Raw genomic sequence first — 14238 nt, 5'->3', positions numbered from 1 at the left:
CCATGCCGAACTCAGAAGTGAAACGCCGTAGCGCCGATGGTAGTGTGGGGTCTCCCCATGCGAGAGTAGGGAACTGCCAGACATCAAATAAGTGAAAAGGCCATCCGAAAGGATGGCCTTTTTGCATTTATACGCGGAAATCAACCGGAACTGTATCCGGCATATATATATTTAATGAATAACCTGCGATAAAAACGCGCGAGTGCGTTCCGATTTGGGGTGAGCAAAAAACTCATCCGGTGGTGCCTGTTCCACAATCTCGCCAAGATCCATAAAGATCACCCGGTCAGCTACTGTGCGGGCAAAGCCCATTTCATGGGTTACACATAGCATGGTCATGCCCGATTGCGCCAGACCTATCATGGTATCCAGCACTTCTTTTACCATTTCAGGATCCAACGCTGATGTGGGTTCATCAAATAACATGATTTTGGGTTTCATACACAGCGAGCGTGCAATGGCCACGCGCTGTTGTTGTCCACCAGAGATTTGCCCGGGATATTTATGTGCATGTTCGGCAATGCGGACCCGCTCAAGGTAGTGCATTGCCAGTACTTCAGCCTCTTTTTTCGGCATCTTTTGCACCCAGATAGGCGCCAGCGTGCAGTTTTGCAAGACAGTTAAATGAGGAAAGAGATTAAAGTGCTGAAAGACCATGCCAACTTCTTGTCGGACGCGCTCAATATTGCGGATGTCTTCATTGAGCTCAATCCCATCCACTATTATGCGTCCTTGCTGATGTTCTTCCAGATGGTTAATACAGCGGATAGTTGTCGATTTACCCGAACCGGAAGGCCCGCATAATACGATGCGCTCTCCCTGTTTTACCTTCAGGTTGATGTTTTTCAGGACATGAAACTGTCCGTACCATTTGTTGACGTTTTCCAGCGTAATCATCGCGTCGGTAGACGGCATTAATAATTGGCTCATAAATTCCTCAGTGCGGTGTACGCCCGGTGTTAAAACGTTTTTCCAGATGCTGGCTGTAACGCGACATACTGAAACAGAAGATCCAGTAAATCAGTGCAGCGAAAACATATCCTTCTGTCGACATACCCAGCCACGCAGGGTCCACAGTTGCCTGCTGCACGCTACTGAAGAGATCAAACAGACCGATGATGATGACCAGGCTGGTATCCTTGAACAGGGCGATAATCGTGTTAACCAGACCCGGGATAACCAGCTTGAGGGCTTGCGGAAGAATGACCAGCCCCTGAGTTTTCCAGTACCCTAGCGCCAGTGATTCCGCGGCCTCATACTGACCTTTCGGTAGGGCCTGTAACCCTCCGCGAACCACTTCTGCGACATAGGCCGACTGGAAAAGAATAACGCCGACCAGCGCCCGGATAAGCTTGTCGATACTGGTTCCTTCGGACATAAACAGAGGAAGCATGACCGAGGACATAAACAGAACGGTAATCAACGGTACACCGCGCCAGAACTCAATGAAAATGACGGATAAAACCCGCACGACTGGCATATGGGAACGACGTCCCAACGCCAGTAAAATGCCCCATGGAAGCGCGCCTGCAATCCCCACGGATGCAATAATAAGCGTCAGTGTTAATCCACCCCACTGCCGGGTTTCTACGCGTTCAATCCCGAAAAAACCACCGTACATCAGCCACCAGACGACAAGCGGATATATGACTGCCCAGATGGCGATATAACGGCCTCGGTGGGGAATGGTTTTCCAGAACATCGGAACAATAGAAACCAGACCAATTATCAGGGCCAGATTTACACGCCAACGCTGATCGTGTGGATAAAGCCCATACATGAATTGCCCGAAGCGTTCATGGATAAACACCCAGCAGGCTCCCGCTTTGGTACAGTCTGCCCGGGTAGAACCGACCCAGTTGGCCTGAAAGAATACCCAGTTCAACAGTGGCGGGAGAAATGACCAAATCAGCCATACGCATAGCAGGGTGAGCAGGCTATTTGACCAACTGGAGAACAGGTTTTTACGCACCCAGAGTAGACTGCGGCTTGCCGGATTGCTGCGCTGGCGCGAGGGGTGAGACAGCAGTGCTTTTGTCATCATGGCTCCTTAGCGCTCAATCAGTGCAATACGGCGGTTATAAATATTCATCAGCAAAGAAATACTCAGACTGATGATCAGGTATACCGACATGGTGATGGCGATCGTTTCAATGGCTTGCCCTGTTTGATTGAGTACCGTGCCGGCAAACAGTGAAACCATGTCCGGATAACCAATGGCGGCCGCAAGAGAAGAGTTCTTGACGATATTCAGGTACTGGCTGGTCAGTGGGGGAATGATGACGCGTAGCGCCTGCGGGATGATTACCTGGCGTAGCGTCACCGGATTTGGCAGACCCAGCGAGCGTGCGGCTTCATGTTGGCCGTAAGGAACGGCCTGAATGCCCGCCCGAATAATTTCTGCAATAAATGCCGAGGTATATACCGAAAGCGCCAGAGTCAATGCCGCCAGTTCAGGAATAAGCACCATACCGCCACGGAAGTTAAAACCACGGAGCGCGGGAATATCCCAGTGAAGCGCAGCGCCAAACATCCACTGTGAAATCACCGGTAAAAGTACGATCAACGCCAGAGCTGTGGGCCAGGTCCGACGTAGCTGACCGGTTTTGGTCTGATGCATTCTGTTGAAGCGAAATAATCCGATGGTGACGACGATAGCGATAACGACAGCGGTGCAAAAGGCAAAAAAACCTTCTCCCATTTGCGGGGCCGGAATATAGAGCCCCCGGTTACTCAGGAACATCAAATCCAGCGCGTTAACGGCCTGGCGTGGGCCGGGCAGATTACGTAATACGGCGAAATACCAGAAGAAGATCTGCAGCAGCGGCGGTATATTGCGGAACGTTTCGATGTAGATCGTCGAGAGCTTTCGCAATAACCAGTTATCTGACAGGCGTGCTAGTCCGAGAAAGAAACCGAGAATTGATGCGAAAACAATGCACAGTGCTGAAACTAACAGAGTATTGAGCAGGCCGACCACAAAGACACGACCATACGTATCGCCTTGCTCGTAATCGATCAGATGCTGGACAATGCCAAATCCGGCGCTGCGATCGAGAAAAGAAAACCCCGAGGTAATACCGCTATTGTTCAGGTTATTTATCGTGTTATGAATGAGATAGACCGCAATGCTGATAACCGCAATGACGGCGAGTATTTGAAATAACCAGGCGCGGACCGCAGGGTTAGAAAAGGATAACGATCCTTTTACGGTTGAGCGGCGATGGAACATAAGAAAACCTCAGTAACTATGACTCTGGGCTGAGCGCCGCAGTTGCGGCGCCCGTTACATCACTACGCATTAGCGCACCGGTGGCGCATACTGAATGCCACCGTTATTCCAGAGGTTGTTCTGTCCACGTTTGATCTTCAGCGGACTTTCCGATCCAACGTTACGTTCAAAGATCTCCGAATAGTTACCAACCTGCTTGATAATGTTGTAGGCCCATTTGTTATCAAGCTTCAGATCCTTGCCATAATCCCCTTCTTTACCCAACAGGTGTGCCATATCCGGTGTTGCTGGATTAGCCGCTTTTTCATCGACGTTTTTCGAGTTAACACCCATTTCTTCCGCATTTAGCATGGCGAACAGCGTCCAGCGAACAATGGAGAACCACTCATCGTCCCCACGACGTACGACAGGTCCCAGCGGTTCTTTAGAAATAACTTCTGGCAGGACGATCCATTCCGCAGGATTGCTCAGCTTGATGCGTAGGGCATACAGCTGAGACTGGTCGGAAGCCAGCGTATCACAACGTCCAGATTCCAGAGCTTTGGCTGATTCATCCGAACGGTCAAAGGTGACAGGGGTGTACTTCATCTTATTGGCTTTAAAGTAGTCGGCCACGTTTAGTTCGGTATCGGTTCCCGCCTGAATACAGACCGTTGCACCATCCAGCTCTTTAGCGCTCTTCAGGCCTGCTTTATTGTGGGTAAGAAAGCCAATGCCGTCGTAATACGTTACACCAGTGAAGGACATGCCCATACCGGCATCACGAGAAGAGGTCCACGTGGTATTACGAGAGAGCATGTCGACTTCACCAGACTGTAATGCGGTAAAGCGTTCCTTGGCGGTGAGCGGGGTATATTTTACTTTGCTATCATCGCCAAATACGGCGGAGGCAACGCCACGACATACATCAACATCAATACCCGAGAACTTGCCGATTGCATCGGCGTAAGAAAAGCCAGGCAAGCCGTCGCTGATCCCACATTGCACAAACCCTTTTTTCTTTACGGCATCAAGTGTTGCGCCGGCATGTGCCTGATTTGCAACAGCAAGCAGCACACCGGCCGCAGCCAGGCTGGCGATTATCATCTTTTTCATAGAGCATCCTGTGTGGAGGAATTATTGTTATGGAAACGTTCTGAAAACGTCTTTTACCTGTCTGTGGCTTTGGCCATACTCTTTTAAGCAAAGGTAGTGCCAGTTTTTTGCGCCTGATTATTCGACGCAATATGCAGAGTGTAGACAGGAAAAAATAAATGCAGCGCCCTGAAGTGGTGCAAAATTGAAACGTAAGCCACATTTCGGCGCAAAAAATTTAAAAATCAGACAGGACGCGTGATAACGATTTCTGGCGTTAATATTAATGACGTGAGAATAATGAAAAGAAAATGTGGTGTTACGAAAAACAGAAAAAATGCTAATTTCAAATCGCGGATGTGTGAGTGAAATCTATAATAATTTTATTACATGTCAGGTTCTATTAAGCAACGTTTTGTCTTATATGTAGATTTTATGCTTATTGCTAAAAGCGCGGTAATAACCGCGCTTTTAATATGATTTATTTGGTCAGGGCGACAATCCCAAGCGTCAGTCCGGCAACGGCTGCAGCACCACCGGCGATGGCCCCGGCTGTTTCCCAGTTATCCTGGGTGGTGCCTTTCATACAGGTATTGGTATGAACCAGGCGTCCCTGATCGTCGTATACAGGTACGCAAGGAGAATCGTGTGCACAGCCAGCCAGGAATGCGGTAAGCAGTGCAACGGATATTAATCTTTTCATGGTGTTACCTCAAAATAAGCGTTTCGCTAATTAAGCAAAGACAAACGCTAAGCCATCTGCGAACTCGGCGATTATTTTACCACTTCTTAAAAAAGGACTGACATGAGGAATAATCTCAATTCATGTGGATTGTAAAAATAATGGATAAAAAGAAAGGCTGCAGGCGAGTTTAGAGGGATAGTTTAAATGAAATAAATGGCTATCTTACTAATAAATAAAGAGGAGCATCGTAGGTGAAAAAGGCGTCCGTAGACGCCTTTATTTTACAAATTAATCGTTGTGCCGACTAAAACGCCGTCTTACGACAACAAAGAAGACGGGGACGAAGAAGATAGCCAACAATGTTGCGGTCAGCATTCCTCCCATAACACCGGTACCGACCGCATTCTGCGCACCACTACCTGCACCGTGACTGATAACCAGAGGCATAACCCCCAGAATAAAGGCCAGGGATGTCATCAGGATAGGACGAAGACGCATGCGCGATGCCTCCAGCGTCGCTTCAATCAACCCCTTGCCTTCTTTATCCATCAGGTCTTTGGCAAACTCGACGATCAGGATGGCGTTCTTAGCCGAGAGGCCGATTGTGGTTAGTAAGCCAACCTGGAAATACACATCGTTATTCATCCCACGCAGTGATGCTGCTAACAATGCGCCCACAACACCGAGCGGTACAACCAGCATCACCGAGAAAGGAATAGACCAGCTTTCATACAATGCGGCAAGGCAAAGGAAGACAACGATTAGCGAGATGGCATACAGCGCAGGTGCCTGGTTACCCGACAGTCGTTCCTGATAGGACATCCCCGTCCAGTCATGACCAATACCGTTTGGCAGTTTTTCCGCCAGGCTTTCCATTAGCGCCATTGCTTCACCGGTACTTCTGCCAGGCGCTGCTTCTCCCAGCAGTTCCATAGAAGGCATACCGTTATAGCGCTCCAGGCGCGGTGAGCCGTAGATCCAGTGTGCGGAACTGAACGTGGAGAACGGAACCATTTCGCCATTGGCGCTACGGACATACAGATTATTGATGTCCTCCGGTAACATACGGAACTTGGCATCGGCTTGTACGTACACTTTTTTCACGCGGCCACGGTCAATGAAGTCATTGACGTAATAGCCGCCCAGCGCAGCTGAGATGGTTTCGTTGATATCAGACAGTGAGACACCAAGCGCTTGCGCTTTCTCCTGATCGACATCCAGTTTGAACTGTGCGGTATCCTCGAGCCCGTTTGGACGCACACGAACCAGCAGGTCAGGGTGTTTGGCAACCATGCCCAGCAGTTGGTTACGTGCTTGGGTTAGCGCAGCATGCCCCAACCCGCCCTGGTCAATCAGCTCGAAGTCGAAGCCCGTCGCGGTACCCAGTTCAACGATGGCTGGCATGTTGAAAGGGAACACCAGACCATCACGAATCTGACTAAACGCTCGGGTAGCGCGGGCGATAATTGATTCAACGTTATTTTCGTTACCGCTACGTTCTTCCCAGGGCTTGAGGCTGACGAACGCCATCCCTGAGTTTTGCCCCTGGCCGCTGAAGCTAAAGCCGTTAACCGTAAAGACGCTTTCAACGTTGGCTTTTTCATTGTTCAGGTAGTAGTGGGTGACCTGATCCAGCACCTTCTGGGTGCGTTCTTGCGTGGCGCCTGCAGGAAGTTGAATCATCGTCAGGAAGACGCCCTGATCTTCCTCTGGCAGGAAGGAGGTTGGCAGGCGCATAAACAGCACCGCCATCCCGATGACGATTATCAGGTAGACGACCAGGTAACGCCCAGTTTTACGCACAATACCGCTGACGCTATTGGTATAGTGATTGACGCTGTGATCGAATTTGGCATTGAACCAGCCAAAGAAACCGCTTCTTTTCTCGTGATGTTCAGCTGATACCGGCTTCAGCAACGTTGCACAAAGTGCGGGAGTCAGGATCAGCGCGACCAGTACTGAAAGCGCCATGGCGGAAACGATGGTGATGGAAAACTGCCGATAGATAGCCCCGGTTGAACCGCCAAAGAAGGCCATCGGGATAAATACCGCAGACAGCACCATGGCGATACCAACCAGTGCTCCCTGTATTTGTGACATGGATTTTTCCGTCGCCTCTTTGGGCGGCAGATGATCCTCCATCATCACGCGTTCCACGTTTTCCACCACCACTATCGCATCATCGACCAATAGACCGATGGCGAGCACCATGCCGAACATCGTCAGGGTGTTTATTGAGTAGCCAAACGCAGCAAGCACGGCAAATGTGCCCAACAATACGACAGGTACGGCGATGGTCGGAATGAGCGTTGCCCGGATGTTTTGCAGGAACAAATACATGACCAGGAACACCAGCACGATCGCTTCAAACAGCGTTTTTACCACTTCATGAATGGAGATGGTTACAAATGGCGTCGTGTCGTACGGGTAGACCACCTTCATTCCCTGCGGGAAGAATGGTTGCAGTTCAACCAGCTTGGCTTTAATCGCGTTCGCGGTATCCAGCGCGTTTGCCCCGGTTGCCAGCTTGATCCCAAGGCCGGATGCAGGCTTACCGTTAATACGCGCCACGACGTTGTAGTTTTCCCCGCCTAACTCGATACGTGCGACGTCTTTCAGGTGAACAACCGAACCATCGCTGTTCACGCGTAAAGTCACTTTGCCGAACTCTTCAGGGTCTTTCAGTCGCGTTTGCGCAATGATAGAAGCGTTAAGCTGCTGGTTAGGTAATGCAGGCGTCCCCCCTAACTGACCTGCGGCAATCTGATCGTTCTGTACCTTCAACTGATTGATCACATCAACCGGCGTGAGCTGATATTTGTTCAATAAGTTTGCATCCAGCCAGATGCGCATGGCGTACTGTGCACCAAACAGCTGCACGTCACCCACGCCATTCAGACGGCTGATTGAGTCTTTAACGTTCGAGGCGACGTAATCGGAAATGTCATCCTGTGTGGTTTGTGGGTTGTCAGAAACAAAACCCGCAACCATCAAAAAGCTGCTGCTGGATTTCTCGACGCTGATCCCTTGCTGCTGAACTTCTTGCGGCAGTAGCGGAGTGGCGAGCTGCAGTTTATTTTGCACCTGCACTTGCGCGATATCGGGATCGGTACCGGACTGGAAAGTCAGTGTAATAGTCACACTCCCGGCCGAGTCGCTGGTGGAGGACATATACATCAGGTTATCGATACCATTCATATTCTGTTCGATAACCTGTGTGACTGCATCCTGAACCGTCTGTGCATCCGCACCAGGATAGGTGGCAGAAATGGCGACCGCAGGAGGCGCAATGGTCGGGTACTGTGCCACGGGCAGTTGCATGATTGCCAGAGCACCCGCCATCATCAGAATGATAGCCAATACCCAGGCAAAGATAGGACGCCTGATAAAAAAGTTAGCCATGTCCGGTTACCTTATTGGGCTTTCGTGGCAGGGGTTTCGGTATCGGCGGTTGCTTTAACCTGAACGCCTGGACGTGCTTTCTGTAAGCCGCTCACGATAACTTTGTCACCCGGTTGCAGGCCTTCGCTGATGAGCCACTTGTCACCAATAGCTTGTGCGGCAACGACTGCGCGAGACTCAACCTGACTCTTGTCGTTAACGACCATTACGGTGGCATCGCCGCGAGGCGTACGCGTTACCCCCTGCTGCGGAACGAGAATGGCATTCGGCTGGACGCCTTCATCAATGCGTGCGCGCACAAACATGCCCGGCAACAGCGTGTGCTGCGGGTTAGGGAACACGGCTCTGAGGGTGATTGATCCGGTGCTTTCATCAACCGTCACATCAGAAAACTGCAAAGAGCCTTTTAGCGGGTATGACTGACCATTTTCCATCACCAGTTCGACAGTACTGCTGGCGCTGTCTTTATGCAGACTCCCTTGTTCAACGGACTGTTTGAGGCGCATAAAGTCGTTACTGGACTGTGTCACGTCGACGTAAATGGGATCGAGCTGTTGAACGGTAGCAAGCTCAGTAGCCTGGCCATTCGTGACTAATGCACCTTCGGTGACGTTAGATTTACCGATGCGTCCGCTAATTGGCGATGTCACTTTGGTGTAGGCCAGATTGATACGCGCGCTTTCGACCGCCGCTTTTGCCGCGATCACGGAGGCATCGGCCTGACGAGCATCAGCAATTGCCTGATCGTACTCTTGCTGGCTGATGTACTTGGTGCCAACCAACGGCACATAGCGTTTTACCGTTAAATGCGCGATTGCAGCCGCCGCTTCACTCTTCGCCAGTTCACCTTTGGCGCTGTCATAGTCAGCCTGATAAGTCGCGGGATCGATCTGATAAAGTGACTGTCCGGCTTCAATATCGCTTCCCTCAGTGAAATTCCGTTTAAGCACTATCCCGCTGACCTGGGGACGAACTTCTGCAATTCGGAATGCCGTTGTGCGCCCGGGTAATTCGGTCGTTACGGCTAAAGGAGCCTTTTCGACGATATGGACAGTCACCTGCGGTTCTGCGGGATGAGCTTGTGTTTCTCCCTGATCGTTACAACCGGCGAGTAATGCAGCGGAGACGATGATGAATGAGGGCAGGAGTGAAAACCTGGCATTTTTCGTCATTTCTATTCCTTAAAAAACCGAACGCTCGTTATTAACCGGGTAAAGCAGGGGGCGATAACGCGCACAAGAAAAATAATAGTTGGCTATCCTACAAATTATTAGCTTGCGATGTAAGCAATACTTATTTATGGGCACGATACACGGCACGTAAAAGCAAAAAAAGATTAATCGACAGCTGTTTCATTGTGGTGTTAATAGCAATACTATGATTCGCATAAACACAAATTGAAATAAACATTTGGTTTATGAATATATTTGTTGTTGGTATTCGTTTTGTTTATTCGTGTGCAAAGTCCGTAATAATATTTTTTAGAACTCGTTTAAATAAATGCTAAGTGATACATTTGTTCCGTATCGCAAATATTAGATAAGAAAGTTAATCATTCTCTATTCTACCTCAGACAGTCGGAACCATGGCCAGAAAAACGAAAGCTGATGCCCTCAAAACGCGGCAGCACCTGATAGAAACGGCAATTGTACAGTTTGCCGCACGTGGCGTAAGCAATACGACGCTAAACGACATTGCGGATGCTGCCAGCGTGACGCGTGGCGCGCTCTATTGGCATTTCGAAAATAAAACTCAACTGTTTAATGAGCTATGGTTACAACAACCACCTTTACGCGATCTTATTCAGGACAAGCTAATTGGTCGTTGGGGTGATAACCCTTTACAGCGATTGCGAGAAAAGTTTGTGGTGGGGTTACAATATATTGCAGAGAACCCTCGTCAGCAGGCATTAATGCAGATTTTATATCATAAGTGTGAATTTCATAACGATATGATGTCTGAGCAGGCTATTCGCGATAAAATAGGTATCAGTCATCATAGCATTCGTGATTCCCTGCAAAAGTGTGTAGATGACAATCTGATTGCCACCACTCTTGATTTAGATGTCATCATCATTATTCTGCACGGTAGTTTTAGCGGAATTATAAAAAACTGGTTAATGAATCCAGTGAGTTATGATCTATATGGGCAAGCTCCAGTATTAGTTGATAATGTACTAAAAATGTTAAGCCCAGACGGTAGCGTCATGCAATTAATGCAGAGTGAAAACCAGGTCGGATAGTTTTTACCGCCAGAGGCTGACGGCTGTCGAAGTGTTATCTGAGGTGCTATTCGAGGTCGACGCAGTTGACCAGCTTAAGGGGATTCACTGAGTTCATATTCCGGCACTTGTCGTGCTCTGTTGTCATCAGCTCTATCCATTGGATGAGCAGCGCATCAAAAAGAAAAACGAAGACCGCAAAAACAACCAGCCACCAATACTTGCGAATCATTCCTAAACCCTGTGTATTCATGCCCAAGTGTGCAGGGAATATACACGAAATTTTTAAGCTGAAAAGCAGACTTACAATGCCTTTACTTTGTTGAAAGATCGCCACTCTTTGCCGTCAATCGACTCTTTTTAGACAGGTTTTTTGTCTTACGTTTTTTCACCTTGGCAAGCTCAATTTCTGAAAAATGAGAACCGATACTCAGTCTTCTGAGTCCCATTTTTACGTATTCAGTATTGATCTCAATCCCGACAAACTTGCGGCCCAATTCCACGGCGGTAGCTCCGGTGGTGAAGCTGCCGGCAAACGGATCCAGTACCTTGTCATCTGGGTTCGAGGACGCCAGAATTATACGCTCCAGGAGGGCTTTGGGTTTCTGGGTGGGGTGGTTTTCGTATTCGTCCATCAGATAGCGTACGCGTGGGAACTCCCAGACATTGCCCGGCACTTTTTTCTGATTGTACGGCTGCGGCGGGTTTTTTCTGTAGTCTATTAGCGCGCGTTTAGCGCCAGTTTTGGCTTCAACCAGAATATCGTCACGATTAAATGTGTAGTTTTTCTGATCTTTTACCATCATCAGGATCGGTTCATACATCGAACCAAAGTAATTTTTGGCCTGTACCCCTGAGCTATCGTATGACCACACGATACGACTCTTGATGGTAAAAAGCGGGCGGCATTTGAGGTCGATGTACGGCATGTTCTCCGTACTGTTCATGATGTACATGGTGCCGTGTGGTTTGAGGATGCGATGGCACTCGTCGATGCACTCAAACAACCACGCCAGAAAGGTCTCTTCGTCCCAGGATTCAACCATCCCGTCAAAGTCTTTCCCGATGTTATAAGGAGGGTCAGCAAAAATGAGTTCGACGCTTTCAGACGGCAGTTTTTTCAGTTCAGTTAGCGCGTCACCCAGGATTATCTTTTTAGATTCATCGCCAAAATAGACAGGTTCACATCTCGCGTTCATCGCCAAAGCCTCCCGTGTGACGTCAATAAAAAAGGCGCTTCCCCATGCCGAGTAGCGCCTTTTAAAACAAACATTTAACTGATTAGTATCAGTTCATGCCGTATTTTTTCAGTTTTTTACGCAGCGTACCACGGTTGATGCCCATCATCAGGGCAGCACGGGTCTGGTTACCGCGGGTGTATTGCATCACCATGTCCAACAGGGGCTGTTCTACTTCAGCCAGTACCAGCTCATAGAGATCATTCACATCCTGACCATTCAATTGAGCAAAATAGTTCTTCAGTGCCTGTTTAACCGAGTCACGCAGGGGCTTTTGAGTTACCTGGTCCTGAGAGTTAACGGTAGAAACGGTCAGTACGTCAGAATTTACGCGTTGTTCGAACATAGTTCTGTCAGCTCTTTATTTCTGTTTACGCAAAATTTTCGAAGTATGCCTCCAACGCCGCCAGCTGTTCGCTGGAATCTTCAATGGCGTTGAATGTGCGCCGAAACTGGTCATCCGGAGCGTGTTCCTGGAGATACCAGGATACGTGTTTACGCGCAATTCGGTACCCTTTTGCCTGACCATAAAAGTCGTGCAGTTCCCGAATATGCGCACAAAGCAAGCGCTTCACCTCTGCCAGAGGCAGCGGGGGCAGCAGCTCCCCAGTGTCCAGATAATGCTGGATTTCCCGAAAGATCCAGGGTCTTCCCTGAGCTGCACGTCCTATCATCAGGGCATCCGCCCCCGTATAGTCGAGTACAGCTCTGGCTTTATGCGGGTCAGTAATGTCGCCATTCGCGATAATCGGAATGGAAACTTTCTGCTTAACTGCCCGAATACTGTCGTACTCAGCATCTCCATTGAACAAACAGGCGCGGGTGCGTCCATGAATGGTCAGAGCCTGAATGCCACAGTCTTCAGCCAGTTGGGCAATCTCTACGCAGTTACGGTGTTCCGGAGCCCAGCCGGTGCGAATCTTGAGTGTGACAGGAACGTCCACTGCATTGACGACCTCGGTTAGTATCGATTTCACTAAATCCGGGTACTGCAAGAGGGCTGAACCTGCGAGCTTGCGATTCACTTTTTTAGCCGGACACCCCATATTGATATCAATAATCTGGGCGCCGCTTTCCACGTTAATACGTGCGGCATCGGCCATCTCAACAGGGTCGCTGCCGGCAATTTGCACCGTGCGAATTCCTGGCTCATCAACGTGCACCATCCGTAAACGAGACTTATCACTTTCCCAAACCTGCGGGTTAGAAGACATCATCTCGGATACTGTCAATCCGGCTCCCATCTCATAGCACAGCGTCCTGAATGGTCTGTCAGTGATGCCAGCCATAGGTGCTGCGATCAGGCGATTTCTGAGCTGGTATTGTCCGATGCGCATGAGTTAAGAAATGACCATACTGTGACTGCAAGGCGGCGTATATTACGCATTTTTCGCACGAGATGAAAGGCCAAACTTTGACCAATCCACTGAGGTGGATCAATGAATTGCCGTAAATGTGAACGCATGAAAATATTTAATCATATAAATCATCGCATTATAAAAATGTGTCGATTTTATATACACATATAATTTTGCGTAACTTCTCATTTTTTCTTCAGCTGCAGACGGTACTGACAAGATATTCTGCTGAATTAATCAGCAAATTACCTCGTCATTGTGTGATCGCTACCTCATTTTAGTACAGGATCTCGGTATCCCCAGAATAGCTGTCCGTAATCTTGCGTTCATTCAACGGCTGCAGCGGGCGATTGTTTGCTGGCCCAACAATGTAGTGGAATTTATCCATCTGTTCGGCAGAAAGAGCAACAGGCGTTTTCAGGATAGTCCAGGTGACGCCTTCGGTGCAGGGAGGCGTTGTTAACGAACCACGGTAGCGCCAGTAGGTTTTATTGTCGGGTAAAAGCTGGTGGATATCGACCGGCGAGAAGATGGCCATGCTGCTGTCCTCCATGGTTGGAAAGGACTCCCACAAATTTTGAATCGCCTGGTTTGGCTCGCCGATGTCAAACATAACCGCCACGATAGCGATGTCTCCGGATTGATTTTTGTGGACCAGCTGCAGCTCCAGCGGATAGGTTTTACCGTTGAGGGTATGTTCGCTCGGGGCATGAAAATCAAATTGTTTTAAATAATAAAGCGTTTCATCAATTTCAATAGAATTAGATGCGTAGCTACTCATCGTTGCCTGCAACGTATGGTTAATGCTCCGAAATCTAGTTGGGCCATCGACGTACTGCATGTTCAGCGCGGGGAGACCGAGTTTACTGGTTGTGGTGGTCTGGATGTCTATGGGGGATTGGTTTATGCCTGTCTGGCACGTTGCATACGCTTTGCTGATTTCTCCCCACCGTGCGGGGCCGTTTTCTTCGGTATATCCCCATGGTACGGCCAGCGTGGTCAGTGGCATCATGCATGCTGCCAGCAAA

At 49.1% G+C, this 14238-nt stretch carries 13 protein-coding genes and 1 rRNA gene; 2 read left to right on the top strand and 12 right to left on the bottom strand.

Annotated features, from left to right (window positions below; translation table 11 throughout):
- Window positions 1-82, top strand: a 5S ribosomal RNA gene (gene rrf, locus OGY67_RS23790); the annotation flags it as partial.
- Window positions 83-171: 89 nt separating this feature from the next.
- On the opposite strand, the gene OGY67_RS12515 is transcribed toward rrf, so the two are convergent.
- From OGY67_RS12515 to OGY67_RS12485, 7 genes are all read right to left on the bottom strand, one after another.
- Window positions 172-930: an amino acid ABC transporter ATP-binding protein gene (locus OGY67_RS12515; protein ID WP_212024792.1), complete on the bottom strand. Its 759-nt coding sequence runs from the start codon at window positions 928-930 to the stop codon at window positions 172-174.
- 7 nt (window positions 931-937) lie between these two features.
- Window positions 938-2041, bottom strand: a complete 1104-nt coding sequence (locus tag OGY67_RS12510) for an amino acid ABC transporter permease (protein ID WP_234692448.1) — start codon at window positions 2039-2041, stop codon at window positions 938-940.
- 9 nt (window positions 2042-2050) lie between these two features.
- Window positions 2051-3232: an amino acid ABC transporter permease gene (locus OGY67_RS12505; RefSeq protein ID WP_003844801.1), complete on the bottom strand. Its 1182-nt coding sequence runs from the start codon at window positions 3230-3232 to the stop codon at window positions 2051-2053.
- 69 nt (window positions 3233-3301) lie between these two features.
- A complete protein-coding gene (locus tag OGY67_RS12500; protein ID WP_286574009.1) occupies window positions 3302-4327 on the bottom strand; it encodes an amino acid ABC transporter substrate-binding protein in 1026 nt (341 codons plus the stop codon).
- A gap of 460 nt (window positions 4328-4787) precedes the next feature.
- Entirely contained in the window at window positions 4788-5009 is a 222-nt protein-coding gene (locus OGY67_RS12495) for a lipoprotein (protein ID WP_003025292.1), read from the bottom strand.
- A gap of 270 nt (window positions 5010-5279) precedes the next feature.
- Complete coding sequence (locus OGY67_RS12490) at window positions 5280-8393, bottom strand: efflux RND transporter permease subunit (protein WP_286574008.1); 3114 nt, start codon at window positions 8391-8393, stop codon at window positions 5280-5282.
- A gap of 11 nt (window positions 8394-8404) precedes the next feature.
- A complete protein-coding gene (locus OGY67_RS12485) occupies window positions 8405-9565 on the bottom strand; it encodes an efflux RND transporter periplasmic adaptor subunit (RefSeq protein WP_060683116.1) in 1161 nt (386 codons plus the stop codon).
- A gap of 413 nt (window positions 9566-9978) precedes the next feature.
- On the opposite strand from OGY67_RS12485, the gene envR reads away from it, so the two are divergent.
- Window positions 9979-10635, top strand: a complete 657-nt coding sequence (gene envR, locus OGY67_RS12480) for an acrEF/envCD operon transcriptional regulator (protein ID WP_286574007.1) — start codon at window positions 9979-9981, stop codon at window positions 10633-10635.
- A 46-nt stretch (window positions 10636-10681) separates the two neighbouring features.
- Here envR and OGY67_RS12475 read toward each other — a convergent pair whose 3' ends face one another.
- The 5 genes from OGY67_RS12475 to OGY67_RS12455 form a co-directional block, all read right to left on the bottom strand.
- Window positions 10682-10846, bottom strand: a complete 165-nt coding sequence (locus OGY67_RS12475; protein WP_003025279.1) for a DUF2556 family protein — start codon at window positions 10844-10846, stop codon at window positions 10682-10684.
- Window positions 10847-10928: 82 nt separating this feature from the next.
- Window positions 10929-11813, bottom strand: coding sequence for an adenine-specific DNA-methyltransferase (yhdJ, locus tag OGY67_RS12470; protein WP_032945161.1), 885 nt, complete (start codon window positions 11811-11813; stop codon window positions 10929-10931).
- A gap of 88 nt (window positions 11814-11901) precedes the next feature.
- On the bottom strand, window positions 11902-12198 hold the full coding sequence (gene fis, locus OGY67_RS12465) for a DNA-binding transcriptional regulator Fis (RefSeq protein ID WP_000462905.1): 297 nt from the start codon (window positions 12196-12198) through the stop codon (window positions 11902-11904).
- A gap of 25 nt (window positions 12199-12223) precedes the next feature.
- Entirely contained in the window at window positions 12224-13189 is a 966-nt protein-coding gene (gene dusB, locus OGY67_RS12460; protein WP_008785970.1) for a tRNA dihydrouridine synthase DusB, read from the bottom strand.
- Between the two features lie 298 nt (window positions 13190-13487).
- Window positions 13488-14222 carry a carbonic anhydrase gene (locus OGY67_RS12455; RefSeq protein ID WP_223849040.1) on the bottom strand — a complete coding sequence of 245 codons (735 nt, stop codon included), beginning with the start codon at window positions 14220-14222 and terminating at the stop codon, window positions 13488-13490.
- Between the last annotated feature and the right edge of the window lie 16 nt (window positions 14223-14238).

Source organism: Citrobacter sp. Cpo015, from assembly GCF_030333035.1.
In the GTDB taxonomy this organism is placed as follows: domain Bacteria; phylum Pseudomonadota; class Gammaproteobacteria; order Enterobacterales; family Enterobacteriaceae; genus Citrobacter; species Citrobacter portucalensis.
Note: the sequence above shows the minus strand (reverse complement) of the source record. Positions and strands in the feature narration are given on the sequence as shown.

Coding starts and splice junctions, on each gene's coding strand:
- OGY67_RS12515 (WP_212024792.1), bottom strand. CDS start 930: ATGAGCCAATTATTAATGCCGTCTACCGACGCGATGATTACGCTGGAA.
- OGY67_RS12510 (WP_234692448.1), bottom strand. CDS start 2,041: ATGACAAAAGCACTGCTGTCTCACCCCTCGCGCCAGCGCAGCAATCCG.
- OGY67_RS12505 (WP_003844801.1), bottom strand. CDS start 3,232: ATGTTCCATCGCCGCTCAACCGTAAAAGGATCGTTATCCTTTTCTAAC.
- OGY67_RS12500 (WP_286574009.1), bottom strand. CDS start 4,327: ATGAAAAAGATGATAATCGCCAGCCTGGCTGCGGCCGGTGTGCTGCTT.
- OGY67_RS12495 (WP_003025292.1), bottom strand. CDS start 5,009: ATGAAAAGATTAATATCCGTTGCACTGCTTACCGCATTCCTGGCTGGC.
- OGY67_RS12490 (WP_286574008.1), bottom strand. CDS start 8,393: ATGGCTAACTTTTTTATCAGGCGTCCTATCTTTGCCTGGGTATTGGCT.
- OGY67_RS12485 (WP_060683116.1), bottom strand. CDS start 9,565: ATGACGAAAAATGCCAGGTTTTCACTCCTGCCCTCATTCATCATCGTC.
- envR (WP_286574007.1), top strand. CDS start 9,979: ATGGCCAGAAAAACGAAAGCTGATGCCCTCAAAACGCGGCAGCACCTG.
- OGY67_RS12475 (WP_003025279.1), bottom strand. CDS start 10,846: ATGATTCGCAAGTATTGGTGGCTGGTTGTTTTTGCGGTCTTCGTTTTT.
- yhdJ (WP_032945161.1), bottom strand. CDS start 11,813: ATGAACGCGAGATGTGAACCTGTCTATTTTGGCGATGAATCTAAAAAG.
- fis (WP_000462905.1), bottom strand. CDS start 12,198: ATGTTCGAACAACGCGTAAATTCTGACGTACTGACCGTTTCTACCGTT.
- dusB (WP_008785970.1), bottom strand. CDS start 13,189: ATGCGCATCGGACAATACCAGCTCAGAAATCGCCTGATCGCAGCACCT.
- OGY67_RS12455 (WP_223849040.1), bottom strand. CDS start 14,222: ATGATGCCACTGACCACGCTGGCCGTACCATGGGGATATACCGAAGAA.